Source organism: Kribbella sp. VKM Ac-2566 (assembly GCF_004366005.1).
GTDB classification, from domain to species: domain Bacteria; phylum Actinomycetota; class Actinomycetes; order Propionibacteriales; family Kribbellaceae; genus Kribbella; species Kribbella pratensis.
Genome location: NZ_SODT01000015.1, coordinates 361,516 through 388,109 on the forward strand (window position 1 = coordinate 361,516; position 26,594 = coordinate 388,109).

General features: G+C 68.2%; 23 protein-coding genes. 14 read left to right on the forward strand and 9 right to left on the reverse strand.

Features of this window, described 5'->3' with window-relative positions; genetic code table 11:
* Nucleotides 1–152 precede the first annotated feature (152 nt).
* Nucleotides 153–749, forward strand: coding sequence for a DJ-1/PfpI family protein (locus tag EV647_RS38815; protein WP_134012156.1), 597 nt, complete (start codon nucleotides 153–155; stop codon nucleotides 747–749).
* Here the strand turns inward: EV647_RS38815 and EV647_RS38820 are convergent.
* Nucleotides 738–1,439 carry an SDR family oxidoreductase gene (locus EV647_RS38820; RefSeq protein WP_134012158.1) on the reverse strand — a complete coding sequence of 234 codons (702 nt, stop codon included), beginning with the start codon at nucleotides 1,437–1,439 and terminating at the stop codon, nucleotides 738–740. The genes EV647_RS38815 and EV647_RS38820 overlap by 12 nt on opposite strands.
* A gap of 88 nt (nucleotides 1,440–1,527) precedes the next feature.
* On the opposite strand from EV647_RS38820, the gene EV647_RS38825 reads away from it, so the two are divergent.
* The 3 genes from EV647_RS38825 to EV647_RS38835 all read left to right on the forward strand — a co-directional run bounded on the left by EV647_RS38825 (nucleotide 1,528) and on the right by EV647_RS38835 (nucleotide 3,871).
* Nucleotides 1,528–2,112, forward strand: coding sequence for a TetR/AcrR family transcriptional regulator (locus EV647_RS38825; protein WP_134012160.1), 585 nt, complete (start codon nucleotides 1,528–1,530; stop codon nucleotides 2,110–2,112).
* Nucleotides 2,113–2,128: 16 nt separating this feature from the next.
* The gene (locus EV647_RS38830; RefSeq protein WP_166680536.1) at nucleotides 2,129–2,524 is read left to right on the forward strand and encodes a PPOX class F420-dependent oxidoreductase; all 396 of its coding nucleotides are present in this window, start codon (nucleotides 2,129–2,131) and stop codon (nucleotides 2,522–2,524) included.
* 159 nt (nucleotides 2,525–2,683) lie between these two features.
* Entirely contained in the window at nucleotides 2,684–3,871 is a 1,188-nt protein-coding gene (locus EV647_RS38835; protein ID WP_134012164.1) for an alginate lyase family protein, read from the forward strand.
* A gap of 46 nt (nucleotides 3,872–3,917) precedes the next feature.
* Here EV647_RS38835 and EV647_RS38840 read toward each other — a convergent pair whose 3' ends face one another.
* Nucleotides 3,918–4,724, reverse strand: a complete 807-nt coding sequence (locus EV647_RS38840) for a siderophore-interacting protein (RefSeq protein WP_134012166.1) — start codon at nucleotides 4,722–4,724, stop codon at nucleotides 3,918–3,920.
* Between the two features lie 115 nt (nucleotides 4,725–4,839).
* Here EV647_RS38840 and EV647_RS38845 point away from each other — a divergent pair, with 115 nt between their 5' ends.
* From EV647_RS38845 to EV647_RS38855, 3 genes are read left to right on the forward strand one after another with little or no spacing between them, the layout of a single operon-like run.
* Nucleotides 4,840–5,907, forward strand: a complete 1,068-nt coding sequence (locus EV647_RS38845) for an iron ABC transporter permease (protein ID WP_134012168.1) — start codon at nucleotides 4,840–4,842, stop codon at nucleotides 5,905–5,907.
* Nucleotides 5,904–6,941 (forward strand): iron chelate uptake ABC transporter family permease subunit, encoded by a 1,038-nt coding sequence (locus EV647_RS38850; protein ID WP_134012170.1) that lies wholly within the window; start codon nucleotides 5,904–5,906, stop codon nucleotides 6,939–6,941. Before EV647_RS38845 ends, EV647_RS38850 begins: the two co-directional genes overlap by 4 nt.
* Nucleotides 6,942–6,945: 4 nt before the next feature.
* Entirely contained in the window at nucleotides 6,946–7,836 is an 891-nt protein-coding gene (locus EV647_RS38855; protein WP_134012172.1) for an ABC transporter ATP-binding protein, read from the forward strand.
* Here the strand turns inward: EV647_RS38855 and EV647_RS38860 are convergent.
* Nucleotides 7,833–8,543 carry an MBL fold metallo-hydrolase gene (locus tag EV647_RS38860; protein WP_134012174.1) on the reverse strand — a complete coding sequence of 237 codons (711 nt, stop codon included), beginning with the start codon at nucleotides 8,541–8,543 and terminating at the stop codon, nucleotides 7,833–7,835. The genes EV647_RS38855 and EV647_RS38860 overlap by 4 nt on opposite strands.
* Before the next feature lie 63 nt (nucleotides 8,544–8,606).
* On the opposite strand from EV647_RS38860, the gene EV647_RS38865 reads away from it, so the two are divergent.
* Together EV647_RS38865 and EV647_RS38870 are read left to right on the forward strand one after the other, a co-directional pair.
* On the forward strand, nucleotides 8,607–9,773 hold the full coding sequence (locus tag EV647_RS38865) for a M48 family metalloprotease (protein ID WP_166680537.1): 1,167 nt from the start codon (nucleotides 8,607–8,609) through the stop codon (nucleotides 9,771–9,773).
* Nucleotides 9,770–14,788, forward strand: coding sequence for an AAA domain-containing protein (locus tag EV647_RS38870; RefSeq protein WP_166680538.1), 5,019 nt, complete (start codon nucleotides 9,770–9,772; stop codon nucleotides 14,786–14,788). The genes EV647_RS38865 and EV647_RS38870 overlap by 4 nt, the downstream gene beginning before the upstream one ends.
* On the opposite strand, the gene EV647_RS38875 is transcribed toward EV647_RS38870, so the two are convergent.
* Nucleotides 14,745–15,386 (reverse strand): hypothetical protein, encoded by a 642-nt coding sequence (locus tag EV647_RS38875; protein ID WP_134012180.1) that lies wholly within the window; start codon nucleotides 15,384–15,386, stop codon nucleotides 14,745–14,747. The genes EV647_RS38870 and EV647_RS38875 overlap by 44 nt on opposite strands.
* 54 nt (nucleotides 15,387–15,440) lie before the next feature.
* Nucleotides 15,441–16,472: a hypothetical protein gene (locus tag EV647_RS38880; RefSeq protein WP_134012182.1), complete on the reverse strand. Its 1,032-nt coding sequence runs from the start codon at nucleotides 16,470–16,472 to the stop codon at nucleotides 15,441–15,443.
* A gap of 93 nt (nucleotides 16,473–16,565) precedes the next feature.
* On the opposite strand from EV647_RS38880, the gene EV647_RS38885 reads away from it, so the two are divergent.
* On the forward strand, nucleotides 16,566–20,267 hold the full coding sequence (locus EV647_RS38885; protein WP_134012184.1) for a S8 family serine peptidase: 3,702 nt from the start codon (nucleotides 16,566–16,568) through the stop codon (nucleotides 20,265–20,267).
* A gap of 76 nt (nucleotides 20,268–20,343) precedes the next feature.
* Here the strand turns inward: EV647_RS38885 and EV647_RS38890 are convergent, their stop codons facing one another.
* A complete protein-coding gene (locus tag EV647_RS38890; RefSeq protein WP_133785989.1) occupies nucleotides 20,344–20,715 on the reverse strand; it encodes an FKBP-type peptidyl-prolyl cis-trans isomerase in 372 nt (123 codons plus the stop codon).
* A gap of 80 nt (nucleotides 20,716–20,795) precedes the next feature.
* Between EV647_RS38890 and EV647_RS38895 the strand changes: the two genes are divergently transcribed.
* The 4 genes from EV647_RS38895 to EV647_RS38910 all read left to right on the forward strand — a co-directional run bounded on the left by EV647_RS38895 (nucleotide 20,796) and on the right by EV647_RS38910 (nucleotide 23,145).
* Nucleotides 20,796–21,656: an alpha/beta fold hydrolase gene (locus tag EV647_RS38895; RefSeq protein ID WP_134012186.1), complete on the forward strand. Its 861-nt coding sequence runs from the start codon at nucleotides 20,796–20,798 to the stop codon at nucleotides 21,654–21,656.
* A gap of 32 nt (nucleotides 21,657–21,688) precedes the next feature.
* Entirely contained in the window at nucleotides 21,689–22,351 is a 663-nt protein-coding gene (locus tag EV647_RS38900) for a hypothetical protein (RefSeq protein WP_370344779.1), read from the forward strand.
* A 111-nt stretch (nucleotides 22,352–22,462) separates the two neighbouring features.
* A complete protein-coding gene (locus EV647_RS38905) occupies nucleotides 22,463–22,675 on the forward strand; it encodes a type II toxin-antitoxin system HicA family toxin (protein ID WP_238177627.1) in 213 nt (70 codons plus the stop codon).
* The gene (locus tag EV647_RS38910; RefSeq protein WP_202876466.1) at nucleotides 22,672–23,145 is read left to right on the forward strand and encodes a type II toxin-antitoxin system HicB family antitoxin; all 474 of its coding nucleotides are present in this window, start codon (nucleotides 22,672–22,674) and stop codon (nucleotides 23,143–23,145) included. Before EV647_RS38905 ends, EV647_RS38910 begins: the two co-directional genes overlap by 4 nt.
* 241 nt (nucleotides 23,146–23,386) lie before the next feature.
* On the opposite strand, the gene EV647_RS38915 is transcribed toward EV647_RS38910, so the two are convergent.
* Genes EV647_RS38915 through EV647_RS38925 form a run of 3 tightly spaced genes read right to left on the reverse strand, consistent with a single transcriptional unit; the run spans nucleotide 23,387 to nucleotide 26,561 of the window.
* Nucleotides 23,387–24,790: an ABC transporter substrate-binding protein gene (locus tag EV647_RS38915; protein ID WP_134012190.1), complete on the reverse strand. Its 1,404-nt coding sequence runs from the start codon at nucleotides 24,788–24,790 to the stop codon at nucleotides 23,387–23,389.
* Nucleotides 24,791–24,804: 14 nt separating this feature from the next.
* A complete protein-coding gene (locus EV647_RS38920; protein ID WP_134012192.1) occupies nucleotides 24,805–25,647 on the reverse strand; it encodes a carbohydrate ABC transporter permease in 843 nt (280 codons plus the stop codon).
* The gene (locus tag EV647_RS38925) at nucleotides 25,644–26,561 is read right to left on the reverse strand and encodes a carbohydrate ABC transporter permease (protein ID WP_238175341.1); all 918 of its coding nucleotides are present in this window, start codon (nucleotides 26,559–26,561) and stop codon (nucleotides 25,644–25,646) included. Before EV647_RS38925 ends, EV647_RS38920 begins: the two co-directional genes overlap by 4 nt.
* Nucleotides 26,562–26,594 lie beyond the last annotated feature (33 nt).

Here is a 26,594-nt window from a genome sequence, read left to right on the forward strand (position 1 = left end):
TGTCTTCTCCACATGTAGCGGTCCGATCACCCCGAGTGCGAGCATCAAGCGCTCAGCGGTGCCAACCCTGCGCCGAGAGGTTGGCCAGAACCTTGCGAACACCGGCCTCGTGGCCACTGGCTCCCCTCCGCGCCCTCCGGTTGGGTTGAGGTATGCGGATCGAGGTTCTGGTGTTCGACGGTGTGGACGAGATGGACGTGATGGGGCCGTTCGAGGTGTGGAGTCACGCGTCGCGGCGGCCCGGGTTCGAGATGGCGCTGGTGGGGCTGGACGGTCCGGCCGAGGTGACCGGGCTGCACGGGCTCCAGTTCAAGGCGCCTGAGGGTCTCGGGCAGCCGGAGGCGCTGTTCGTTCCGGGGGGCGGCTGGATGAATCGCGCCGAGAAGGGGGCGTGGGCCGAGGCACGTCGGGGCGTGATGCCGGCGCGGATCGCCGAGCTGGCGCCGTCGCTGCAGTGGATCGCTTCGGTCTGCACCGGCTCGATGCTGCTCGCGGAGGCCGGCCTGGTGAAGGGTCGAGCGGCGACGACGAACCGTGGCGCGTGGGCCGAGCTGGAGGCGTTCGGCGCCGAACTGAAGACCAACCGCGTCGTCGACGACGGCACGCTGGTCACCGCCGGCGGCATCACCGCGGGGATCGATCTGGCGCTGTACGTCGTCGAGCGCGAACTCGGCGCCGATGTGGCCGACGGGATCGCGGGTGCCATGGAGTACACCCGCGACCGCGACGTCCACGTGTCAGCCGGCTAGCTCGGGATAGACGGCGGTCAGGTCGAGGGCCGTGGCGGCCTTCGCGCCGCGGGCGGTGTCGTCGGCGAGAACCTCGTACGCGCCGGACTCGATGCCGTCGAGGGCTTGCTTGGCGATGTCCTCGGGGCGGGACTTCGGTGCGGTCACAGCGGTCACCATGTCGGTGTCGACGTACCCCATGTGCAGGCCGGTGACGCCGATGCCGCGGTTCAGCAGCTCGAGCCGGATCGCGTTGGTCTGCAGCCAGAACGCGGCCTTCGTCGCGGAGTACGCGCCGTGCCGGGCGACCCAGGACAGGGCCGAGTGGGCGTTCAGCAGGTGGCCGCCGCCGTTGCGCTCGATGATCGGGACGAACGCCCGGGTGAGCTGGAGCGGGCCGAAGAAGTTCGCCTCGAAGACCGCGCGGACGTCCTCGATCGGGGCGTCGAGGTAGGTGTCCGGCGAGCTCGCGCCGGCGTTGTTGATCAGCACCGTGACGTCCGGCGCGGCTGCGGCCAGCGCGTCGATCGAGGCCTGGTCGGTGACCTCGAGCGGCAGCGGTACGACGCGTGGGTCGGTGCTCGGGCGGGGATCACGGGCGGTCGCGTAGACCTTGGCCGCGCCGCGGGTGAGCAGGTCGTCGACGATCGCCTTGCCGATCCCGCGCTGCCCGCCGGTGACGAGGACAACGGCGCCTTCGAGTGTGGTCATCTGGAACTCCTTCATGGAAACCGATCTGTTTCCAACACAGTAAACCGATCGGTTTCTTATTTCAAATCCAGCCGGTACCCTCGATGACATGAGCACTTCCGCAACTCCCCGTGAGCGGCTGCTGGACGCCGCGGGCGAACTCTTCTACCGCGACGGCGTCAACATCGGCGTGGACGCGCTCTGCAAGGCGGCGGGGGTGTCGAAGAAGTCCATGTACCAGCTGTTCCGGTCGAAGGACGAGCTGATCGCGGAGAGCCTGGCAAGCCGCGGTCCGGCGTACCAGACGATGCTGCACCCGGGGGCCGAGGACGACCGCCCGCCGCGGGAGCGGATCCTCACCGTGTTCGACCGGCAGGACGCCATGGTTGCGGCAGGCAACTACCTTGGCTGCCCCTATGTGAGTACGGCGGTGGAGCTGAAGAACCCCGAGCACCCGGGGTCCGTGGTGGCGCGGCACTTCAAGCAGCAGCTCACCGACTTCTTCCACCGCGAGCTGGTGAAGGCCGGCGCGGAGGATCCGTCCACGCTGGCCGTCCAGCTCACGATGATCTTCGACGGCGCGGCCGCCCGTGCGGTCGTCCGTGCGCAGCCGCTCGGCGGCATCGGTGCGACCACCGCGGCCGCCCTGCTCGACGCGGCCGGTGTCCAGGCGGGTGAGCTCGCCCTCAGCTGAGCTTATTCTCGCCATCGTGGAGATTCCTGGCGAGTTTCATGACCTGCTGGCTTCGACGGCGATCGCGCTGGTGGGGACGATCGGCAAGCGCGGCGAGCCGCAGGTGACGCCGCTGTGGTTCCTGTGGGACGGCGAGCGGGTCCGCATCAGCCTGGTGGACGGGCGGCAGAAGCTGCGCAACCTGCGGCGGAATCCGGCGATCTCGGTGGTGGTCGTCGATCCGGCGCGGCCGACGTACTACGTCGAGCTGCGCGGCCGGATCGACGAGCTGGTCGCCGATCCGGAGTTCGCGCTGGAGCAGGCGATCGCGCGGAAGTACACCGGCAGCTGGTCGGACGTCGAGCCGCCGGGTACGACGCGGTTCGCGACCAGCGTGATCGTCGACCGCATCACCAGCCAACTCGGTCACTGATGGGACGGGAACGCCTCTTGTTCCATGGGAAATGGGACAGAAGAGCGCTGTGTTCCAGGGAAGTTCCGGTACCGGCGAGGTCTTGACCGTGGTCGTCGGGCGTCGTGAAACTGCGGTGGAAACCGCTGTCCTACCGCCCCCGAAGACAGGACACCGCCCATGCGAAAGATGCCCTTCGTCCTGGCCGCCGCCTGCGCCGCGCTGGTCGCCGGGACCCTCAGCGGTCCGGCGGCCGCTTCGCCGCGGTCGGTCGACGCACCTGCGACGTTCACCCATCCCGGCGTCGGGTCGAGTCAGGCTCAGCTCGACTTCGTCCGGGCCAAGGTGCAGGCCGGCGCGCAGCCGTGGACCGATGCCTTCAATCAGGCCAAGAACAGCGCGTACGCGTCCCTGTCCCGTACGCCGAAACCACGCGCGGTCGTGGAGTGCGGTCCGTACTCGAACCCGAACTACGGCTGCACCGACGAACGTGAGGACGCCATCGCGGCGTACACCGACGCACTGCTCTGGTACCTGACTCGCGACGACCGGTACGCGCAGAAGTCCATCCAGCTGATGGATGCGTGGTCCGCGACCATCCAGGACCACACGAACAGCAACGCACCCCTGCAGACAGCCTGGTCCGCGTCCTCGTGGCCGAAGGCCGCGGAGATCATCAAGCACGTGTACGGCAACTGGCCGAACTCCGGCCGCTTCGCCACCATGCTCCGCAATGTCTACGTCCCGGAGATCATCAACGGCTCGAACTCCAACGGGAACTGGGAGTTGAGCATGATCGAGGCACTACAGGGCATCGGGGTGTTCCTCGAGGACAAGGCGATCTACGACAAGGCGATCGCGCTCTACCGGCTGCGCGTACCGGCGTACGTGTATCTGGAGTCCGATGGCGCATTGCCGAAGACCGTGCCGAGCCAGAACCTCAACACCCGCGACAAGATCGTCAGCTACTGGCAGGGCCAGGGGACCTTCGTGACGGGCTTGACTCAGGAGACCTGCCGCGACTTCACCCACACCGGCTACGGCATCTCGTCGATCTCACACGTGCTGGAGACGGCGCGGATCCAGGGCATCGACATGTACCCCGAGTTCGGTGAGCGGCTCCGTCAGGCGCTCGGCTTCCAGTCCAAGTGGGAGCGCAACCTGGAGCCGGTGCCGTCGTGGCTCTGCAAGGGCACACTCAATCGCGGGCTCGGACCGATCACCGAGGTCGGCTACAACGCACTGCACACCCGCCTCGGGATCGCGATGACGAACACCCAGGCCCTGACCGAGTCGCGCCGGCCGGCGGGCTCCAACAACCTGTTCGTCGCGTGGGAGACGCTGACCCACGCGGAGAACCCGTCCTAGGAGAACTTCCGGGAGGGCCGGAACTCTGCCCTCCGGCTCTCCCGGATCAGCAGTGCGCCTCGCCGCGCTTCCAGTAGCCCTGGAACGAGATCGCCGACTTCGGCATCCCGACGGCGTTCACGAGATGGCGACGTACCTCTTTGATCATCGACGACTCACCCGCGACCCACGCGTAGTCAGGGTCGAAAGGCAGCGCTCCTGACTTCACCGCATCCACCAACGAGCCGTCCGTCACCCACGTGACCTCAGCCGAGCCGGCCAGCGGACGCACGTCAGCAGCATCCGGTACGGCGATGAACACCGCGGCCTGTACTGCGGCCGGCAGTTCCTCCAGGATCCCGGCCACTGCCGGCAACGCTGTCTCGTCCGCTACGAGGATCCGGCGCACGCTGGTCGCCGGCGGGACGTAGTCGACGCCAGAATGCAGCAGGCCCTTCGTGCTGGTCGTGTCGACCGCGAACGGCAGCAGGAGACCCACCTGGTCGCCCAGCTCGGCTTCACTCACCCAAGCCGACGCAGGTCCGTTCACTCCGTGCAGTACGAACTCGACGTCCAGCTCGGCCACCTCCGGCCGGAGCGCTCGCACGGTGTAGGTCCGCATGATGAAGCGCTCTTCTTCCGGCTGGGCGCACCACTCGGTGTACCACTCGGGTCCGGAGGGCAGCTTGATCGCGCTGCCGTTGGGCGGAGTGAGCAGGACCTTGATGCGCTGGTCCGGGCCGGCGGTGACCGCCTCCGCGATCCGCGGTGCGACGAACGTCACGCGGCGCAGGTGCGGGCTCAGGTCCTCGACGGCCGCCACGGTGGCCAGGAGCGAGTCGAACACGATCGGTCGCTCGAGCACAGTCGTCATGCTGTGGTTTCTCCATAAACTCTGGCAGGGGAGCCTCACGTGCAGACCCATGGGCGGCCGGGTTATTCTGAGGTGTCTAGAGGTTAGCCTTACCTAAGAGGATCCCGAAAGTCCAATGCCCCCGCCCACTGCCACGGCCGACGCCGGCCCGGACACCGTCGCGCCCTCGCGTCCACGCCGGGCCCGGCGGACCACGCTGATCCTCGGGCTGCTCGGGTGCGTCGTCCTCCTGGTCCTCGTGTCGCTGCTCAGCATCGCGATCGGGTCCAAGCAGATCCCGTTGTCCACGGTGATCGATGCCCTGCGCCACTACAACGAGTCCGACACCGACCACGTGATCGTCCGGTCACTGCGCGTGCCGCGGACGCTGATCGGTCTGATGGTCGGCGCCGCGCTCGGGCTGTCGGGGGCGCTGATGCAGGGCGTGACCCGGAACCCGCTGGCCGATCCGGGCATCCTCGGGGTGAACGGTGGCGCCGCGTTGTTCGTTGTCGGGGGCATCTACTGGTTCGGGTTGTCGTCGTTGACGGCGTACGTCTGGCTGGCCTTTCTCGGCGCGGCGGCGGCGTCGGTCGCGGTCTACCTGCTCGGTTCGATGGGGCGCGAGGGGGCGACGCCGGTGAAGCTCGCGCTCGCCGGTGCGGCGCTGACGGCGATGCTCGGGTCGCTGACGACCGCGTTGCTGATCGGGGACGTCGACACGTTCGACCAGTTCCGGTTCTGGTCGGTGGGATCGCTCGCCGGCCGCGGCCCCGACATCGCGAAACAGGTGGCGCCGTTCATCCTGGTCGGGATCGTGCTGGCCATGTTCTGCGGGCGGGTGCTGAACGCGTTGTCGCTGGGGGATGACGTGGCCAAGTCACTCGGTCAGAGGGTGGGGCTCGCCCGCGCCTTCGTCGCGGTGGTCGTCGTGCTGCTCTGTGGTGCGGCGACCGCGGCGGCCGGGCCGATCGGCTTCATCGGGTTGACCATCCCGCACGTGGCGCGGCTCGTGACCGGCCCGGACTACCGGTGGATCCTGCCGTACTCGATGCTGCTCGCGCCGATCCTGCTGCTCGGCTCCGACGTGATCGGCCGCGTCGTCGCGCAGCCCGGCGAACTGCAGGTCGGCATCGTGACCGCGGTCCTGGGCGCCCCGTTCTTCATCGCCTTGGTACGCCGCCGAAAGCTGGCCGATCTATGACGGCTGAAGCAGTCCATGTCATCGCGCAGGCGCGCAGGGCGCGGCAGACGCGTTCGCTGGTCGTCATCGTCGTGCTCGCGGTCGTGGTGTTCGCGATCTTCTGCGTGTCGTTGTCGCTGGGGGACTTCAAGATCCCGGTGATCGACGTGGTGAAGACCCTGTTCGGCGGCGGCGACCGGGCGACCGAGTTCATCGTCAACCGGCTGCGGTTGCCCAGGGCACTGACCGGCCTGCTCGTCGGTACGGCGCTGGGCCTGTCGGGCGCGATCTTCCAGAGCATCGCCCGCAACCCGTTGGCGAGCCCGGACATCATCGGCGTGACGTACGGAGCCAGCGCGTTCGCCGTCTTCGCGATCGTCACCCTCGGGCTCACGGGGGTCGCGGTGTCGGCGTTCGCGATCGTCGGCGCGGTGCTGACCGCGTTCATCATGTACGTGCTGGCGTGGCGGCACGGGGTGTCGAGTTACCGGCTGATCCTGATCGGGATCGGCATCGGCGCGATCGCCACCAGCATCACGTCGTACCTGCTGACGAAGGCCCGGGTGGAGATCGCGCAGCAGGCGCTGATCTGGCTGACCGGGAGCCTGAACGGGCGGGACTGGTCCAACGTACGGTCGCTGGCGATCACGTTCGTCGTCCTGCTGCCGGTGATGGCGTTCCTGGTGCGGCAGCTGCGGATCCTGCAGCTCGGCGACGAGACGGCGTACGGGCTCGGGCTTCGGGTCGAGGTGGCGCGGCTCGGGTTGATCGTGGTCGCCGTACTGCTGGCCGCGGTGGCGACGGCGGCGGCCGGGCCGATCGGGTTCGTGGCGTTCGTCGCGCCGCCGATCGCGCGCCGGCTGACCCGGTCGCCGGGGCCGGCGATGATCACGTCCGGCCTGCTCGGGGCGCTCGTGGTCGGGCTGTCGGACCTCGTCGCGCAGCACGCCTTCGGAGAGACGCAGTTGCCGGTCGGAGTGGTGACCGGCGTGGTCGGGGCGCCGTACCTGATGTTCCTGCTGGCGCGGGCCAATCGTGTCGGTAGTGGTGGCTGAAAAGATGGAGAACCCTGTGGAACACAGCTTGGCAGCCGACGGTCTCGCGGTCGGGTACGACCAGCGGGAGATCATCCACGACCTGTCGGTGCGGATCCCGACCGGGAAGATCACGGTCATCGTCGGCGCCAACGCCTGCGGCAAGTCGACGCTGCTGAAGGCGCTGGCGCGGTTGCTGAAGCCGTCGCGGGGCACGGTGCTGCTCGACGGGAAGAGCATCCAGCAGATCCCGACGCGGGAGGTGGCGACCAAGCTCGGCCTGCTGCCGCAGTCGCCGACCGCACCGGAAGGGATCACGGTCGCGGACCTGGTCGGGCACGGACGGTACCCGCGGACGCGGTGGATCCGGCAATGGTCGCGCTCCGATGACGAAGCAGTCGCGGAGGCGATGACGTCGACCGACGTGCTCTCGATCGCGGACCGGCCGATCGACGAGCTGTCCGGCGGGCAGCGGCAGCGGGTGTGGATCGCGATGGCGCTGGCGCAGGAGACCGACATCCTGCTGCTGGACGAGCCGACGACGTTCCTCGACCTGACGCACCAGTTCGAGGTGCTCGACCTGCTGGTCGACCTGAACAGGTCGGAGGACCGGACGATCGTGCTGGTGCTGCACGACCTGAACCAGGCCTGCCGGTTCGGCGACCACCTGATCGCGATGAAGGACGGCGCGATCGTTGCCGAGGGCAACCCATCGCAGGTGATCACCGAGGACGTGGTCCAGGACGTGTTCGGGCTGGCGGTCAAGGTGGTCCCGGATCCCGTCGCTGGCACGCCGATGGTGGTCCCGATCGGCCGACACACGTCGGCGCAGGACACGCCGAGGACCAGCCCCGTGGCTGCGGCTTTGGCCGCCAGTGCGGCGGCCAACGGGGTCTGCCGTCCTTCAGACCGCTAGAGCCGCAGACCGTCGTACGCGACGGCCCAGTCACCCAGGTCTGCTGCCAGCGCAGTTGGTGACAGGTGGGTGAGCACCAGTTGCCGACTGGTGAATCTGTCGCGTTGCTGACTCAGTGTGGTCAGGTCGAGGTGCCAGCGGATCGGTGTGGGGCTGTAGCCCTCGCATAGGAAGAGGTCGACGTCGTCCGCCGCTTCCAGGAGCGCGTCGGTCCACTCGGTGTCACCTGAGTAGGCGATCGAGCGGTCCGGCGTCTGGAGCCGCACGGCGTACGCCGGAGCGCCGGACGCGTGTCTTACCTCGTACGGCGTGACAGTGAGGTCGCCGAGCTGCTGTGGACGGCGGTCGGAGTGTTCGAGGACGTGTACGTCGAAGCGGCGGCGTACCTCGGACGAGCCGGGGTAGAGCGTCTCCATTGCGGCGGTCAGACGGGCCTGGGCGCCGGGTGGGCCGACGACGGTTAGATCCTCGGTGCGGCGGCGAAACTGGCCGTCGAGGATCAGGAACGGCAGTCCGCCGAAGTGATCGCCGTGCAGGTGGGTGATCACGATCGTGCGGATCTCGTTCGGATCCAGGGACTGCTGACGGAGCGCGGTCAGGCTGGTCGCGCCGCAGTCGACGAGCGTCTGGGTATCGATCGCGATACAGGTCTGGAAACGCCCGCCCGATCCGAACGCGTCTCCGCTACCGACGACTGTCACGTCCACTTGTCCACAGTCTCAGAGATTGGGGGTCTGTTTTCGTCGGTGGGGGTGGTTATGGTTGCGGGCATGTTGTCAGCGCTCGGGTACCACCGGTCCGTCCTGGCGGTTGTCCGCCAGGTGGACGAGCGCGCCTGGGCGGCGTTGCACGGTGGGCCCGAAGGGTCGCTCGACGAGCTTTTGCTGCGGAACGCGTACCGCGTGGAGGCCGACGCGCATCCGGATGTCTTCCGGGCAGGGGAGCGGGCGGCTCGTGCGTTGGGGCTGGACGAGGGTGTCGACTTCTACCAGGTGAACGGCGAGCCGAATGCGGCGTACCTGCACCAGGCCGGCAGGGCGGCGATCCTCTTTCAAGGGGCGTTGCTCGACCGGCTGGACGAGGACGAGCTGACGGCGGTCATCGGGCACGAGTTGGCGCATCGGCTGTTGTGGCAGGCCGAGGACGGTGGGTACCTCGCTGTCGATCGCCTGCTCGACGCGGCGGCAGGTGACGCTCGGACGCCCTCGCAGTACCTCGAGACGCATCGGCGCTGGTCGCTGGCGACGGAGCTGTTCGCGGACCGGGGAGCGCTGACGGCGTGCGGTGATCTGAGTACGGCGATCCGCGCGTTGCTGAAGCTGGAGACGGGCCTGAGTACGGCGGATCCCGCGGCGTACCTGCGGCAGGCGGAGTCGCTGGATCTCCGCTCCGGCAGTCGAGGGACGTCGCACCCGGAGGCCGTCGGACGAGCGTGGGCGTTGAAGAACTGGCTCGACGGCGAGGACGTCGAGGTCCTGGTGACCGGTCCGCTCGACGTGGACGCGCCGGACCTGCTCGACGCTGTGTTGTTGCGTGAGTTGAGCCGGGACTTCGCCGCGGTAATCGCGCAGACAGACGGTCTGCGGACCGATGCGATCGCCACGGCGGCCGCGGGCTTCGCGGATCCGCCTGGACCTCTCGGCGTGCCTGGTGGAGCGGTGCGCTTCGACGAGCCGTTGGCGGTGCGACCGGTCGATGGGGCGCCACTGCCGCGACCACGCCCGCTGACCGCGGCCACGAAACGCTATCTGTGTTACCTGCTGCTCGATCTCGCCACGGCTGATCCCGACGTCGGCGATGCCGGGTTGATCGCGTCACTGGCTGTTGCGCGACGATTCGGATTACCGGGGTACGTCGACGTCGCGGACGACGAGCTCGGATGGAGCGACAAAGAACGCGGACGCTTCGTGCAGGCCGCCGCGGAGGTGGTCGGATGAGCGCGGAGGATCTCGTCGCGCTGGCCGTCTCGCAGGGCGGTCTGGGCAACGACGCGTTGCTGGCGGCGGTGCTGCCGCTGTTCCACGAGACAGCGGCGGTGCACGAGCGTGGACTGGTCGCGCCGTTGCGCGGTCTGGATCGGATCGTCGTCGACGAGCAGAACCGGCTGGGATTCGCGCCGGAGGACGCGGGCCGGCCGACTCTGGCCACTCAGGAGATCGATACCCGGCAGGGGAAACGCCCTTCAGCTGTTGAGGTTGTGGCGCATCGACAGGCCGACATCGATCTGGGGGAGAGCGGCGGCCAGGAGACCACCGTCGTACCCGAGCCGGTTCCGGACGCGATCGCGGCACCGACGCTGGTGGCCGGGTGGCAGAGCTGGGAGCACGTGGTCGGGCACCACGATCAGCTCACCGACATCTTCAGTCTGGGGCAGTTGCTGCTCGCGCTCGGCTGCGGTCTCGACCTGTCCAGGACATCGGATGTCGCGTCCCTGATCGAGGCTCGAGGCAACTTGTACCGGCTGGATCCCGACCTGCACCCGGTGATCGTCTCGGTCGCCGCGCAGATGGTCGAGCCCGACCGGCACCGGCGCGCGCAGGACCTGCATTCGCTGATCGAACAGCTGCAGAACTACCGCGACCAGCCGCTCGACTTCGATGTCGAGGCGATCGTCCAAGGCGCCGCGGACCGGCGTACGGCGGTGCTCGGCGCGCTCCGCGACCGGCTCTTCGACCTCTCCCGGCGGAACCGGCTGATCAACTTCCGCCCCACCGCGCAGACGCTGAACCTCACCGAGGTCTCCGTGCCGCTGATGCTCGACGTACGGACGATTCGCTCGGAGCAACTGTTCACCTGGCGCGACGACATCGCGGAACACCTGCTGAAGAAGGCCCAGCCGCTGGGCAAGTGGATCCGGTACGACGAGGCGCCGTACGCCGCGAACACGCTGGACAAGCTGATCTCCACGGCGCGCCGGGATCGCGCCGACTACGGGCAGGATCAGCTGCGGCTGGTTCCGGCGTTCTTGCGTTGGCACGATCTGAAGAACGACCGGGACACGCGGCTCGCGTCGCCGTTGGTGCTGGCGAAGGTGGAGCTGACTCGTAAGCGTGGTGTGCGCGACTCCTATACGTTGCGAGTCACTGATCCGATCGCCGAGGTGAATCCGACACTGCGGCACAGTCTGCGGCAGCTGTACGGGATCTCGTTGCCGGAAACTGTCGACTTGTCGGCTCCTGGTGCGCTGCGGGAGTTGCACGAGCGGCTGGCGAAGGAGATCCAGGCGACCGAGCCCGGGCTGCAGCTGCATCTGCGCGAGAAGCCGCGGATCGATCTGGTGCGGCAGCGGGCGATGACGCGGCTGCGGACGTACAACCGGCGGCGGCATGGGAACGTGGCGACCGGGTTCGGCGGGAAGCAGTACCCGTACTCGTACCGGCGTACGGACTATCAGCCGCTCGGGGTGCAGATCTTCCGGACCCAGATCGCGCAACAGTCGCTGCCGCTCGGGATCGCGCTCGGTGCGGAGCCGCGGCGGCCGGGGGCGCTCGAGACCGACGTGTACTCGCTCGACACCGAGGGCGGACCGTACTCGTGGGACGTCGATCTCTGCGCGGTGTCGCTGGCGAACTTCAACTACCGGACGTTGGGGCTGGTTCGTGACTACGACGAGCTGCTGACGACCGGGGAGTCCGCGGCGTCGTTCGACCAGCTGTTCTCGGATCGGCCGCGACCAGTGGGGAGCGCGCTGCCGGAGCTGCCTCCTGCCGACCGGCATCTCGTCGTACCTGCTGATGGCTCGCAAGTGGCGGCGATCGCGCGGGCGCGACGGGGCGAGAGCTTCGTGATCCAGGGACCGCCGGGGACGGGGAAGTCGCAGACGATCACCAACCTGATCGCGGACTTCGTCGCACGCGGGAAACGGGTGCTGTTCGTGTGCCAGAAGCGGGCGGCGCTGGACGTCGTCCACGCGCGGTTGGCGAGTCGGCGCCTGGACGGGCTGTGTGCGCTGATCCACGACTCGCAGGGCGACAAGAAAGCGTTCATCCACGGTCTGCGGGAGACCTACGAATCCTGGCTGTCCGGTGAGGACGACCTGGACGCGTTGACTCAGCGGCGAGCTGAGCTGGTCGCGCGCGTCGATCGTCTGCTGGCCACTGTGGATGCCTTCGAGAAACAGTTGGCGACCGGTAGTCCACGCCTCCGAGACCTCGTCAACCGCCTCGCCTCGCTGCACGATCACGCGTGGAACCCGCCTGAGGGATCCGAGCTGCCTGCTGTGGATGAGTGGTTCGCGGCCGAGGGAGCTGTGCGGGAGGTTGCGCAGGCGCTGGCGGGGGCCGACCCTTCGACCGGTGGGGTGTTGGCGCGGAGCCCGCTCGCCTTCCTTGCGCGGTGGGACTCCGACGTGAGCCAGGCGGCCAGGGAGCTCCGTGCGAAGTGGGATGCGGTCGCAGCCGCTCTGGTGGACGTGCCGCTGGGCGAGTCCGCGAGGCCGGAGGCCGCGGTCGAGCAGGCGACCGTGCGGGACGTTCGGGCCCTGGCTCGATTGGGGCGGTTGGTCGAGCCGTTGGCTGCGCTGGATCAGGTGGAGGCGATCGTTCCGCGGTCGGCGACGGCGCGCGAGCTGACGGCCGCCGGCGCGGAGCGCAAGAAGCTCGTCGCCGCCGAGCGGGCCGCGTGGAAGGAGGCTGCGGGCTGGCAGGAGCCGCTCGCACCGGCCGACGCGCGATCGGCTTTGAAGGTTGCCCAGAGCAAGGAGGGTGGTGCCTTCTCGTTCCTCAGCGGCGACTGGCGCCGCGTGAAGACCCTTGTCCGCAGCCGCTTCGACAGTACGGCGCGCTCCGTGCAGCCGTCCGTCACCGAGATCCTCACCGACCTGGTCGCCGCCCAGTCCGCCTCGGCCGCGGTCGCGGAACACACCGAGCAGACCCGCCACGACTGGGCGGCCGATGACCCGCGCGAGCTGATCGACCAGCTCGCCGCCGCCCGCAAGAGCATCCCCGACTGGCGGTTCGTCCTCGACGACGGCGCCCCGGCCGAGCTCGCGCGCTTGGCGGATGCCCTCGACGACGCCTCGGAAGTCACCAGCGACCTGTTGGCCGATCACTGGGACACGTTGACAGTCGACCGTCTCCGCGACCTCGCCGATCGGCTGGCGTCCGAGGGGCCCGTCGTACGTGCTGTCGGCCCGAAGCTTCGGGAGCTGACGCCTGCCGCGCTCACCGCTCTCCGCCGGCTGCATGCGACGCCCGACCAGCTCGAGTACGCCGTATGTGCCGCGGAATGGGATCGCGCCCGCTCGGCTGCCCCGCTGCAGCTGTCCTCGGGCCGCGTCGACGCGATCGTCGGCGAGCTGAGCATGGTGTACGACGACCTCACCGCGCTCAACGCGGAGGTCGTCGTCGCCCAGGTCCGGCGCCGGTTCCTCGCCGAGGTCGACCACTCCGAGCGCAGCGTGACCGGCATGTCGCCGCAGGACCGCGAACGCAAGAAGACGTTCGCGACCGGGCGGCGCGAGCTGGAACACGAGTTCGGCAAGGTGATGCGGTACCGGTCGATCCGCGACGTGGCGTCCGGTGCCCCCGGCGCGGTGGTGTCCGTCCTGCGGCCGGTGTGGTTGATGAGCCCGTCCTCGGTGTCCGACACGTTGCCGTTGACCACTTCGTTCGACGTCGTGGTGTACGACGAGGCGAGTCAGATCCCTGTGGAGGAGGCGATCCCGGCGCTGCACCGTGCGCCGCAGGTGATCGTCGTCGGCGATCAGATGCAGCTGCCACCGACGACGTACTTCCGGGTGCGGAGCGAAACCGATGATCTCCAGGCGGACGAGGAGGCCGCCGAACAGGTCGGGATCGCGTTGACCGAGGACAGCTTCCTCTCGATCAGTGCGTTGCGGCTCGCGTCGACAATGCTGACCTGGCATTACCGGAGTCGCTCGGAGGCGTTGATCTCGTTCAGCAACGCGGCGTTCTACCAGGGCAAGCTGGCCACGGTTCCCGATCGGTTGCCGCCGAATACCGCGCCGCCGTGGACGCTGCGGGCCGACTCACCGGTGTCCGAGGTGTGCGACAGCGTGCTGGCCGGGAGCATCACGGCGGTTCGGCTCGTCGACGGGGTGTACGTCCGGCGTACCAATCCGGCCGAGGCGCGCTGGATTGCTTCGCTGGTGCAAGAGTTGCTGGTGCGGGGGACCGGTAAGAGTCTCGGGATCGTCGCGTTCTCCGAGGCGCAGCAGGGCGAGATCGAGCGGGCGCTGGACGAACTCGCCGAGCGCGACCCGTCGTTCGCCGCGCTGTACGAGGCGGAGCAGGTGCGCACGCACGGCGAGCAGGACGCCGGGTTGTTCGTGAAGAACCTGGAGAACGTGCAGGGTGACGAGCGCGACATCATCCTGATGAGCGTCTGCTACGCCGCCGGCCCCGACGGCCGGATGCTGATGAACTTCGGCCCGATCAACACGTCGGGCGGCGAGAAGCGGCTGAACGTGATCTTCAGCCGGGCGCGCGAACACATGGTCATCGTCAGCAGCATCGAGCCCGACGCGATCACCAACACCTACAACGACGGCGCGAACACGCTGCGCCGATTCCTCGGGTACGCCGCTGCCGTGTCCCGAGGAGATCAGGTTGCCGCGAAGTCCGCGCTCACGTCGTACAACCTGAGGACCACGCGCGCGGCCGGCACGCGTCCTACTCCGGTCGTCGAACAACTCGCCGCCGCCTTGGAGGCTCGCGGTGTGGAAGTCGATCTCGCGGTCGGCGAGTCGGTGTTCCGATGTGACCTCGCGTTGAAGGTCCCCGGGGATACGGGGTATCGCCTCGCGGTCCTCGTGGACACGCCCGAACGAGTCGCGGCCGACACCCTCCTGGAACGCTTGACCACCCATCCCACGGCCTTGAGCACCACAGGCTGGCGAGTCCACCACGTCCTGACGACGGACTGGACCCGCTCACCCGAGACCGTCGTCACCCACCTGATGAGTGCCTTACACCGCCCGGTCGACGCTTAGCCGCTTCGTGGACGAGGAGGCCGGCGAGGAGGGCACCCAGGGTGCCGAGGGCCAGGTCGCCGAGGGTGTCGGTGTAGGCGGTTTGGAGTTCGGGTGAGTTGCGGACGAAGGTGACGTACTCGCCGACCTCCCAGACCACCGCGGCGGTGGTGCCGAAGCCGAGAGCGACGAAGGTGGTCAGGGCGCGGGTGAGGTCGCGGGGTGCGAACGCCAGCAGTACGCCGGCGGTGAGGAAGCCCCACAGGACGAAGTGCATGGCGTCGTCCCACCAGTTGACGGTGTCGAACAGGTTGAGCCGGTTGCCGACCAGGTCGATCAACCAGGGCAGCGTCATCAGCAGATCCGCCGCCCACGGGAACGTGCGGTGCAGTTTGCTCCGCGTTCGTCCGTAGGCCCACCACCACAGCGGCAGGATCATCCCGCCGAGCGGGTACACGATCAGGCGAGCGGTCGACGCCTTTCCCTTGATGCCGCTGAGGTCCGGCCAGATCAGTGCCGAAAGCAACAACCCGAGCAGCAGGACCTTCGCGAGCAGGGCGGCGTACCGCGTCCAGTGCACCCGCACTCCGGGCGCCGATCTCGCAACCATTGTCGTCATACCCCCAGTCAATCGGGCCGCGACGTACGGCGGATGAGTACAACTACCCGATCATCAGACGCCCAGCCAGCCGCGGCGGGAGGCTTCGTGGCCCAGTTGGAAGCGGGTGACGACCTGCGCCCGGTCCATGAGCTGGCTGACCCGGCGCTGGACGGTGCGGAGCGACATCCCGAGCTGGCCGCCGATGGCGTGGTCGGTGAGGCCGGCGAGCAGCAGGGTGAGGATGCGGGCGTCGATGTCGTCGAGGCGTTCGGCGGCGAGCTCGGTGGTGCCTTCGGCGGTGGGCAGCACCTCGTTGGCGGTCGCCCAGACCAGGTCGAACAGGTGCAGGAGCGCGTCCAGCAGCCCGGACGGATGCACGAGCAGTGCGCCACCGGCGGCATTCGCCGCCGTAGGGGCCAAGGGCAACAAGGCCAGCGAGCGGTCGGCGATGATCAGCCGGAGCGGAAGATCGCCGGTGACCCGGATCTGCTCGCCGGCCTTGAGTGACTCGGCCACCAGGTCGACGAATCCGGGCTTGGCGAACGCCGCCCGCTCGACGACCACCCGATAGGCGACACCCCGAGCCAGCGCGGCGTCCTCGTCCACGTTCTCGTCCGCGGGCACGAGCGCGACCGAGGCCTTCACCAGCGCCAGCACTTCCTCCGACGCCCCACGTTGCATCTGACCGAACCGCTGCGCCACGGCCTGCGCGCCGCGGACCACCTCGATCACGTCGGTGTCGGAGCGATCGGCCATGACGCCCCGGTACTGCTCCGCGAGCCGCCCGAGCTCGAGCTGCGCCCGCCGGATCTCCTCCTGGCGTTGCACGATCAGCGAGCCGAGCGCGAGTGTCGGCGGAGACGCGACGAAATGACCCGGCGTCGCGGTCGACCGCGCCACCAGGCCCTTCTCCTCGAGCCCGTCGAGGGCAGCGGCGACGTCCGCGACCTCCGCCTCCATCGCGGCAGCCAAGGTCTCGAGCGACTCCGACGGCAGGGCGATCAGCCGCCGGTAGGCGCCTTCCTCGATCGCATCCAATCCCAGCACGTCGAGCATCGTGCGCTCCTTCGAGGGCCCGTCGGTGACGTACAGCGTGGCGGACACCTGTCATGCCGCAATCCCGCCATTGAGCAGTCTACGGCCGCATGGCATGTTCATGCCATCTGTTCCGCCAGGTCCCCCAGGAAGGGTCCGCCCATGTCCCGATCCGCCCGCGCCGTCGCCGGTGGGCTCGCCGTACTCGTGGCCCTCGCCGCGGTGACGACGACTCCATCGCAGGCCGACGGTGCCGCCGTACCTGATGCCGTACCATCTACCCAGTCGACCCACCGCGTCACGCTTCTCACTGGCGACGTGGTCACCCTGACCGAAACCGCGGGCGGGCCGCCGACGGCCGCCGTCGATCAGGCCGCCGGCAACGCCGGAGGGGTCCAGATCCAGCAGGTCGGCGACGACCTGCACGTCGTACCGGACGTCGCGCTGCCGTACCTCGCTGCGGGCCGTCTCGACCCCGAACTCTTCAACGTCACGTCGCTCGTCGACCAGGGGTACGACGACGCCTCGGTGAAGTCGATCCCGCTCATCGTGCAGTACCGCCCGGGCCTGCGTGCCGCCGTCGCGACCCCGCAGCACGCCGACCGTGGCGCCACGCTGGAGAGCATCGGCGGCCTCGGCCTGTCCGCGCGCAAGGCGGAGGCCGCGCAGTTCTGGTCCGGAATCACCGCTAGCACCGCTAGGTCCGCTAGCACTGCTAGGTCCGCGACGCCGGGCCAGTTCGGCGCTGGGATCCAGAAGGTGTTCCTCGACGGGAAGGTCGAAGCCAGCCTGGCCGAGAGCGTCGCCCAGGTCGGCGCGCCGGGCGCCTGGGCCCAGGGCCTCGACGGCACCGGTACGACGGTCGCCGTCCTCGACACCGGCATCGACCAGACCCACCCCGATGTAGCGGGGCGGATCGCCGAGACCAAGAGCTTCGTCCCGGGTGAGACCACCGACGACGTCAACGGTCACGGCACGCACGTCGCTTCCACGGTCGCCGGTACCGGCGCGGCGTCGAACGGCGTCGAGAAGGGTGTCGCGCCGGCCGCGCAGCTCGCGATCGGCAAGGTGCTCAACGACAGCGGCTCGGGTGCCGAGTCCTGGATCATCGAAGGGATGGAGTGGGCCGCGCACCGCGCCAAGGTGGTCAGCATGAGTCTCGGCAGCACCGAGGCCAGCGACGGCACCGACCCGATGGCGCTCGCGGTCGACGAACTGAGTGCCGAGACCGGCGCGCTGTTCGTCATTGCCGCAGGCAACTACGGCCGGGTCAGCGGGATCGGCTCGCCGGGTGCGGCAGCGGCCGCGCTCACGGTCGGCGCGGTGGACAAGAACGACGAGCGAGCCTACTTCCAGGACATGGGTCCGCGCCTCGGCGACGCCACGGTGAAGCCGGAGATCGTGGCGCCGGGCGTCGACGTGCTGGCGGCCCGCGCGGCGAAGTCCTCGGGCACCGGGTATTACAAGTCGCTCAGCGGTACGTCGATGGCGACGCCGCACGTGGCCGGTGCCGCGGCGCTGCTCGTCCAGCAGCATCCCGACTGGACGGGCGAGCAGGTCAAGGCCGCATTGGTCAGTACCGCGAAGCCACTTGCCGGCGAGACGGCGTACCAGGTCGGCGGCGGTCGGCTCGACGTACCGGCGGCTGCGTTCGGGAAGGTGGTGGCGACCGCGACCCGCGACTTCGGGTTCCACGCCTGGCCGCACGGTGACGACGCGCCGGTCGCACGCACCATCACCTACACGAACCTCGGCGACACCCCGGCCACGCTCGACCTGTCGGCCGACGTGACCAGCGACGGTACGACGCCCGCGCCCGCCGGACTGTTCACGCTCGGATCGGGCCAAGTCACCGTGCCCGCGAACGGGACCGCCTCGGTCACCGTCACCGCGACGCCGAACCTGGCCACGCCGGGACTGACCTACTCGGGCACGATCATCGCCAAGCAGGACGGCAAGCAGATCGCGCAGACCGCGGTCGGCCTGGTCATGGAAGGGGAGCGGTACGACCTCGACGTGCACGCGACCGGTCGTGACGGCAAGCCCGCGGGTGGGTTCCTGACGCTGTACAAGTACGGCGACCAGTTCGTGAACACGTTCGAGATCGATCCCGCCACAGGGACCGTCTCCGGCCAGCGCCTGACGCCTGGCGTGTACGCGGCGTACTCCTGGCTGCCGGTTGACGGCGGCGCGGGCGTCGCGTTGGTCGGCAACCCGCACCTTGTGATCGAGAAGAACACCGACCTCGAGCTCGACGCGCGCCAGGCGAACCCGATCACCCTCAGCACGCCGCTGCCCGGCGATGACGTCTATCGCCGGTCCGGCTGGTACCACGACTCGGGGATCGGCGGCGACTACGCAACCTTCCTCACCCAGTACGTGCCGACGCCGGTCGTCACCAAGGTGTACGCCGCTCCGACCGGCGCGGTGGCCGGTGGCGTGTACGACTTCTCGTCCCGCTGGCGCCGTACGTCGCCGCTCGTGTCGATGACCGTCGATGACAAGCAGTTGCACCCGTTGCTGCAGCGCGGTTCGAAGCGGTGGGACGGCAAGGCGACGCTGACTGCGGCGTACGTCGGTGCTGGTGCGGCGGCGAACTACGTGGGCAAGGATGTTCGAGGGAAGGCCGTGTTCGTGACGGCGAGCGATGCGGTCCCGCCGAGTGCGCGGGCGACGGCTGCTCGCGATGCCGGAGCTCGGCTGCTCGTCGTGGTGAACAACGGTGCGGGCAAGTACTACGACCTCGCCGGAGGAACCGATCTGCCCGTGTACTCGCTGACGGCCGCCGAGGGTGGTCCGCTGGTTACGCAGATCGGTGCCGGAGGCAACGTTCGGCTGCGGGTGACGGGTACCGAGGCGTCGCCGTACCTGTATGACCTGGTGAAGGCCTACACCGGTGCGCTTCCCGCGGACCTGCGGTACGCACCGCGGGCCGGGGAGCTGGCCACGGTCGTCAACCGGTTCGTCGGGCCGACCGGCGAGCTCGCGTTCGAGAGCCGCGCCGACTGCCGGATCGGGTTCTGGCCGCCATGTCTGCAGGTGACCGAGCCGATCCACCTCGGGACCCAGCGGATCGACTACGTGTCCACGCAGGAGGGGACGGACTGGTACGAGCAGACGAACCACCCGCGGGGCTGGGAGCAGCGGGGCGAGCAGCACGCCTACCAGCCGCGGACTCTGCAGACGAACTCGTGGTTCGCTCCGGCCGCCCGGCCGCGGGTCGGCTCGGGGTACTGGAATCCGCGCCGCAGCGGTGACTTCTTCGCGGTGAACGTGCCGACGGCGAGCAGTGGCGACCAGGGTGTCACCGGTTCGATGGACGACGAGTCGACCGTGGAGACGCGGCTGTTCCAGAACGGGAGGCTGGTTCGGAAGAGTTCGTTCCAGGCAGTGCAGACCGGCGTACCGGCGACGTCCGGTTGGGCGAACTACCGGTTCGAGATGGACACCGCTCGTCCGGAGGTGTGGAGCCTCGGGACGAAGACGACGAGTGCGTGGGACTTCCGGGCCCAGACGACCGAGTCGAGCGACTGGGTCTACCTGCCGCTGATCCAGCTCGACTACCACCTGGCGACGGACCTGAACGGCGCGTTCGCGGGTGGCAGCCGGCAGCGCATCGGGCTGTCCGCGTTCCAGTTCGCCGGCGTCGAGGGTGCGGGCAAGGTCAACGGCGCGACGCTGGAGGTCTCGTACGACGACGGCGCCAGCTGGCGCGCGACTCCGCTCTCGCGGACCGGTGCCGACTGGTCGGCGAATGTACGGCTGCCGAAGGGTGCGTCGTACCTCTCGCTGCGCGCGACGGCCACCGACGACGCCGGGAACAAGGTCAGCCAGGAAGTGATTCGGGCGGCCGCGATCCGGTGACGAAATGAACCAGCCGGCGGTGATCAGGAGTTCCTGGTCACCGCCGGCTGCTGTTGCCGGTGTGCTGCGTGGGTCGTCAGCTGACGCTGATCAGGTCGACGACGAAGATCAGGGTCTCGCCGGGCTTGATCGCGCCGCCCGCGCCGCGGTCGCCGTACCCGAGGTGCGGCGGGATGACGAGCTTGCGCCGGCCGCCGACCTTCATGCCCTGGACGCCGGTGTCCCAGCCCTGGATGACCTGGCCCACGCCGAGCTGGAACGCCAGCGGGGCGCCGCGGTTGTACGACGCGTCGAACTCCTCGCCGGTGGAGTGGGCAACGCCCACGTAGTGCACGTTCACCCGCGAACCGGCCTTGGCCTCGTCGCCCTCGCCCACGGTGATGTCGGTGATCTCGAGATCCGCCGGCGGCGGCCCGTCCGGAAAGTCGATCTCTGGCTTCTCAGTCATGCCACCAGCTAACCAGATTGCCCTAGGCTCTCGATCATGAGGCCGACCAGTGGGGGTGGGCCGGACCTGGAGGTGCTGTGATGCCGGAGCCTGTGACGCAGACGCTCGACGTACCGGGGGCGGCGCTGACGTACGACGTGCGCGGTGACCTGGCGCAACGGCCGGTGTTGTTGATGATCGGCTCGCCGATGGGCGCCAGCGGATTCCCGACGCTGGCCTCGCATTTCGAGGACCGCACCGTGGTGACGTACGACCCGCGGGGTGTCGAGCGCAGCGTCCGTAGTGGTGAGCTGGGTGAGCTCTCGCCTGACGACCACGCCGGTGACCTCGCCGCGCTCATCGAGCACCTGGACGCGGGGCCTGTGGACATCTTCGCCAGCAGTGGCGGTGCTGTGAACGCGCTGGCGCTGACGGCCCGTCGCCCTGACCTGATCAACACGCTGGTCGCGCACGAGCCACCGCTCGCCGGGATCCTCCCGGACAGCGAGGCAGCACTGGCCGCGGTCGCGGACATGTACGAGACCTACCAGCGCGACGGCATGGGGGCCGGGATGGCGAAGTTCATCACGCTGGTGTCGTACGACGGCGAGATCCCGGCCGACTACACGCAGCAGCCCGCGCCGGATCCGGCGATGTTCGGCCTGCCCTCGGAGGACGACGGGACGCGGACGGATGCTCTCCTGGGGCAGAACCTTCGCGGCTGTACGTCGTACCAGCCGGACTTCGACGCCCTGGGCAAGGCGACCGACCGGATCGTCATCGGGATCGGCGAGGAGTCGGGCAACGCGCTCGCGGGTCGGGGCGGGAAGGCAGTGGCCGAGAGGCTCGGGCTGACGCCGGTCGTATTCCCGAGTGGGCACGGTGGCTTCCTCGGCAACGAGTACGGTCAGCCGGGCAAGCCGGTCGAGTTCGCCGCCAAGCTACGCGAGGTGCTCGGCTAGAGTAGCGCTCTGTGATCAAAGCGCTCGTTTTAGTGGTCAGCTTGCTGACTGCGCCTGCCCCGGAAACGTATGCGCAGTACTCCTTGATGTTCGAGAAGTCCGCCGGCCAGTACTTCGCCGGTGGGACGGCGGCCGGGCAGTGGGCGTGGACTCCGTTGAGTACGACGGAGTCCGACATCTCCTGGGGCGACCCGAAGGCCTGGCCGCCGAAGTCCGCGGAGCACTTCATTCACGACGGCGACTGGGTCCTGCTCGACGGCTACAACGACGGCGCCGGCCGCCCGCTCACGCAGATCCAGCGCGTCACCACCGAAACCATCGGCGACGCGAACTGCGCCAACCAGCAACCCATCCCGCCCAACGCCGGCCGCCAGCACTACGTGAAGTGGACCATCCCCGCGGCCGGCTACTGCCTGGACGCCACCGGCACCATCAAGCCTCCCAACGGCTCCACCACCGTCCACTTCCGCCACCTCCAGAAGTGGCTCCCACCCCACCCCTGCACCAACCCGTACTACTCGAACCAGACCTGCATCACCCAGTACGAACAATGGTGGGACGACAACCAACACCCCTACGCCCTCCAACTGACCCGCACAGTGGAACTCGCCCGCGGCCTAGGCATGTCATTCACCAACCGCACCACCACCCCCCTCCCCTGGAACGCCAACGGCCGCTACTACTGGCACTACTAAGGCGCCGAGGAGGCTAGGGCCTGCGGCACTGCGGTCGCTCTAGCGGACTGTCTAGTGATTTGCCGCTTGTGTTGTCTAGTCACTAGACTTACTCTTGTGAAGGCGCGCGAGGTGATCCGAGCGATCCAGAGGGCGGGTGGTACCCAAACCCGGCAGGTCGGATCGCACAGACGGTTCCGCGTGGACTACACGAGGCCGGACGGTTCGCCAGGCATCGTGTTCACGACGGTCCCTGACCATGGCGGTGACATACCGATCGGAACTCTCGCGTCGATCGAGAAGGCGCTGGAACCAGCTCTCGGGAAGGGGTGGCTCAGGGGATGACGACGTACGAGGTGCATGTCACTCGGGAGGGCGATCAGTGGTTGGCCGACGTACCGGATCTTGAGGGCACGCAGACCTACGCCTCGAACCTCACTGCCCTGGACCGATACGTACGCGAGATCATCGTTCTCGCAGCTGACTTGCCTTCCTCCGCGATGGCGGAACTTTCCCTGGAGTGGTCGTACGACGTCGGCGATCAGCTCGTCCAGCAGGCCAACGCCCTCCGCGCCGAACGGGCGGAGTTGGCTGTCAAGGAGAAGCAGTTGGAGCAGGCGACGCGTGAACTCGCCGCGAAGCTGACCCACGACCTCGGACTCAGCGTGCGAGACACTGGCCCGCTGCTCGGCATCAGTCACCAGCGTGTATCGCAGCTCAGGCCCACGGGCAAGTCCGGAAGGTCCGCGGTTCCCGCCAAGAACTCGCGGACCAAGGCCTCGAAGTTGGCCGCCCGCCGCCCTGAGGCCGTGTAGCTCTCCTTGACTCGTTCTGCCAGTAGAGCGCCGGCGGCGGATTGCCGGCGATGAAACGCCGCGCGTGCCAGTAGGCGCGGTCCCCTCGCTAGAACCTGCCGGCGAAGGGCGGGGCGGTCGAGGCGGCGGCAGCCGCAACTCACCGGCGGTAGCCGGCAATGAATGCAACCGCGCTAAGCGGGGGTGTACTACGGCCGCCCGAAGAAACCTTCTATCTTCGGGCGGCCGCCGTACGCAGAAGTTACTTCTTGACGGTTTTGTTGTACTGGTCGATCTGGGGCTTGATGGAGTCTGCGGCTGCCTTCATGGCGGTGGCTGGGTCGGTGCCCAGGACTGCTTTTTCCAGGCCGTCTTCGGCGGCTTTGCGGGCTTGGGGCATGACGCCGAGGATGCAGCCGGAGGAGGCGTTGGTCGGTTTGGTGTTGTGGAGTTGGGTGATCGCCGTGGTGAACTGCGGGTACTGCGCCACCCACGCCTTGTCGGCGGCCTCGTCCAGCGCCTTCTTGTTGATGGGGAAGTAGCCCGTTCCGGTGTGCCAGGCTGCTTGCTGGGCAGGGGAGGAGGCGAACTTCACGAACTCCCACGAGGCGCGCTTCTCGGCGTCCGAGTGGCCGGGGCCGTCGATCCACAGTGAGGCGCCGCCGATGATCGGCCCGCCGCTGTCAGAGGCGGTCAGGTGCGGGAACGGCGCGGTCATGACCGTGAACTTGCCCTTCGCGGCGTCGATGTAGCCCCGCAGCGCACCGGTGGACTCCAGGTGCATCGCCGACGTACCGGACTTGAAGACGGCCTGCGCGTCGTCGGTCTTCTTGCCGGTGTTCGGCATCAGACCCTGCTTGACCATTTCCTGGTACCAGGTCGCGATCTTCACGCCCTGCTCGTCGGCGAAGTTCACCTTCGTCGCCAGGTCCTTGCGGCCGTTGTCGTTGTCGCAGTACGTCGAACCGGACTGGGCGATCAGCTGCTCCACGAACCACCCGTAGATCGCCGCGTTGAAGCCGTACTGGACGGTCTTCCCACCCTGCTTGACGGTCAGCTTCTTCGCCGCCGCCATGATCTCGTCGAGGTTCGTCGGCGGCTTGTTCGGGTCGAGGCCGGCCTTCACGAAGGCTTCCTTGTTGATGTACAGCAACGGCATCGACGAGTTGAACGGCATCGAGTTCAGTGCGCCGTCGATCGAGTAGTAGTTCGCGATGTTCGGCTCGATCGAGTCCAGCGTGTAGCCGTCCTTGTCGGCGAACTTCTGCACCGGCACGGTCTGCTTGGAGTCGATCATGAACCGCGACCCGATGTCGTAGATCTGTACGACGGAAGGCGTGTTGCCCTGCTGCACCGAGGTCTTGTACTTCGTGATCGTGTCGTCGTAGTCACCCTGGTAGACCGCGGTGACCTCGATCTTGCCGGAGTTCGCGGCGTTGAACGCCTTCACCAGCTTGTCGACGGCCGCGCCGTTCGCGCCCTTCATGCCGTGCCAGAAGGTGACCTTCGTGACCCCGCTGGCCTTGTCGAGCGCGCTGGCGTCGGGCACGTCCTGCCCGCCGTTGCCGGAGTCCTTGGAATCCGAGGAGTCACCACAGCCGGCGGCGACCAGAGCCAGCACCGCCAGCAGTGCCGCGGCACGCGCCGTACGTCGGACGGATCTCATGAGAACCAACCTTTCTAGCGAATCGCACCCGCGGTCAGCCCGCGGACGATGAAGCGCTGGCCGAAGATCACGATGGCCAGCGTGGGCAGGATCGACAGCGTGACGCCGGCCAGGATGAGTCCCGGGTCGGCGGCCTCCGCGTCGTTGAGCTGGCTGATGCCGATCTGCAAGGTACGGCGGGACGCCGTGTCGCCGATCAGCAACGGCCAGAAGAACTGGTTCCACGCGGACAGGAACACATACAGCCCGACCGCCGTCAGCGCGGGCTTGTTCAGCGGCAGCAGGATCCGGCTGAGGAACCGCCAGTGCCCGGCGCCGTCGATCGTTGCCGCGTCGCGCAGTTCCACCGGGAACTGCAGGAACGACTGCCGGAGCAGGAACACCCCGAACGCGTTCGCCAGGAACGGCAGCACCAGCGCGATCATCGTCCCGGCGTACGTCTTGGTCAGTCCGTGCCCGTTGAGCTCCCAACTCGTGATCGTCAGGTAGTTCGGCAGCACGATCGACTCCCACGGCACCATCAGCGTGGCCAGGAAGAGCCCGAAGAGAACGGTGCGGCCCCACATCTTCATGAAGACGAACGCGTACGCCGCCAGCACGCTGGTGATCAGCTGCGACAGCGTGATGATCGACGTCTGCAGGATCGAGTTCAGGTACTGCTGCCCGATCGGCGTACCCGACGAGGTCGCGCCCTTGTAGTTGCCGGTGAAGAGCCCGTGCGGGACGAGATCCGGCGGGTACGACGAGATCTGGCCGGGGGACATGACCGACCCGGCGATGACGTAGTACACCGGGAAGATCACCAGCAGCGCGGCCCCGATCAGCACCGCGTAGGTGACGACACGACCTGTTCTCACTTGTAGTGCACCCGCCTCTCCAGGACGCCGAACTGGATCGCCGTACAGGCGAGCAGGATCACCAGCAGCACGATCGCCTGGGCCGACGCGGCGCCGAAGTCACTGGCGTTGTTCGCGAAGGCGGTGTGGTAGATCGAGTAGACGAGCGTCTTGGTCGACTGCTCCGGTCCGCCCTCCGGCGTCAGGATCTTGATCTGTCCGAAGCCCTGCAGGGACTGGATCGTGGAGATCACGATCAGGAAGAACAGTTGCGGGCCGAGCAGCGGGATCGTGATGTACCGCGACGCGCTGAACCCGCCGGCGCCGTCGAGCGTGGCAGCCTCGTTGATCTCGGCCGGGATCGCGCCGATGCCCGCGGACAGGACCAGCACGTTGTACCCGATGCTCATCCAGACCGTGGTGATGGCGACGCTGATCAGCGCCCAGGACGGGTCGGTCAGCCAGCCGATCCGGTCGACGCCGAACCGGCCGAGCAGGCCGTTCGCGAGCCCGATCGCCGGGTTGTAGATGGTGGCGAAGATGACCGAGGCGCTGGCGACCGAGAACGCGAACGGCAGCGCGAAGGCGGTCCGGAAGATCCGGATGCCCTTGATGTGCTGCTCGAGCAGCAGTACGACGACCAGCGCGCCGAGCACGCCGGGGATCACGGTCAGCAGCACGAATGCGAACGTCACCCAGAGGATGTGCCGGAACTCGGCCGAACCGAGCATGTCCTTGTAGTGCTGCAGCCCGACGTACGCGTCCGGCCGGCCGAACAGGTCCGAGCCGTGCAACGACAGCGAGACGGACTTGCCCAGCGGCCAGATGATGAACAGCGCGAACACCACCAGGCAGGGGACGAGCATCAGCCAGGACACCAGAGAGACCGGTGTCGGGCGGCGGCCGGCACGCGCCGGTACTGAGTTGGTAGTCAATCGCTCACCTCCAGTAAAAGCGCAGTCTTGCAC

Coding starts and splice junctions, on each gene's coding strand:
- EV647_RS38845 (WP_134012168.1), top strand. CDS start 4,840: ATGCCCCCGCCCACTGCCACGGCCGACGCCGGCCCGGACACCGTCGCG.
- EV647_RS38915 (WP_134012190.1), bottom strand. CDS start 24,790: ATGAGATCCGTCCGACGTACGGCGCGTGCCGCGGCACTGCTGGCGGTG.
- EV647_RS38910 (WP_202876466.1), top strand. CDS start 22,672: ATGACGACGTACGAGGTGCATGTCACTCGGGAGGGCGATCAGTGGTTG.
- EV647_RS38835 (WP_134012164.1), top strand. CDS start 2,684: ATGCGAAAGATGCCCTTCGTCCTGGCCGCCGCCTGCGCCGCGCTGGTC.
- EV647_RS38895 (WP_134012186.1), top strand. CDS start 20,796: ATGCCGGAGCCTGTGACGCAGACGCTCGACGTACCGGGGGCGGCGCTG.
- EV647_RS38875 (WP_134012180.1), bottom strand. CDS start 15,386: ATGACGACAATGGTTGCGAGATCGGCGCCCGGAGTGCGGGTGCACTGG.
- EV647_RS38820 (WP_134012158.1), bottom strand. CDS start 1,439: ATGACCACACTCGAAGGCGCCGTTGTCCTCGTCACCGGCGGGCAGCGC.
- EV647_RS38885 (WP_134012184.1), top strand. CDS start 16,566: ATGTCCCGATCCGCCCGCGCCGTCGCCGGTGGGCTCGCCGTACTCGTG.
- EV647_RS38870 (WP_166680538.1), top strand. CDS start 9,770: ATGAGCGCGGAGGATCTCGTCGCGCTGGCCGTCTCGCAGGGCGGTCTG.
- EV647_RS38855 (WP_134012172.1), top strand. CDS start 6,946: ATGGAGAACCCTGTGGAACACAGCTTGGCAGCCGACGGTCTCGCGGTC.
- EV647_RS38890 (WP_133785989.1), bottom strand. CDS start 20,715: ATGACTGAGAAGCCAGAGATCGACTTTCCGGACGGGCCGCCGCCGGCG.
- EV647_RS38825 (WP_134012160.1), top strand. CDS start 1,528: ATGAGCACTTCCGCAACTCCCCGTGAGCGGCTGCTGGACGCCGCGGGC.
- EV647_RS38865 (WP_166680537.1), top strand. CDS start 8,607: ATGTTGTCAGCGCTCGGGTACCACCGGTCCGTCCTGGCGGTTGTCCGC.
- EV647_RS38840 (WP_134012166.1), bottom strand. CDS start 4,724: ATGACGACTGTGCTCGAGCGACCGATCGTGTTCGACTCGCTCCTGGCC.
- EV647_RS38815 (WP_134012156.1), top strand. CDS start 153: ATGCGGATCGAGGTTCTGGTGTTCGACGGTGTGGACGAGATGGACGTG.
- EV647_RS38850 (WP_134012170.1), top strand. CDS start 5,904: ATGACGGCTGAAGCAGTCCATGTCATCGCGCAGGCGCGCAGGGCGCGG.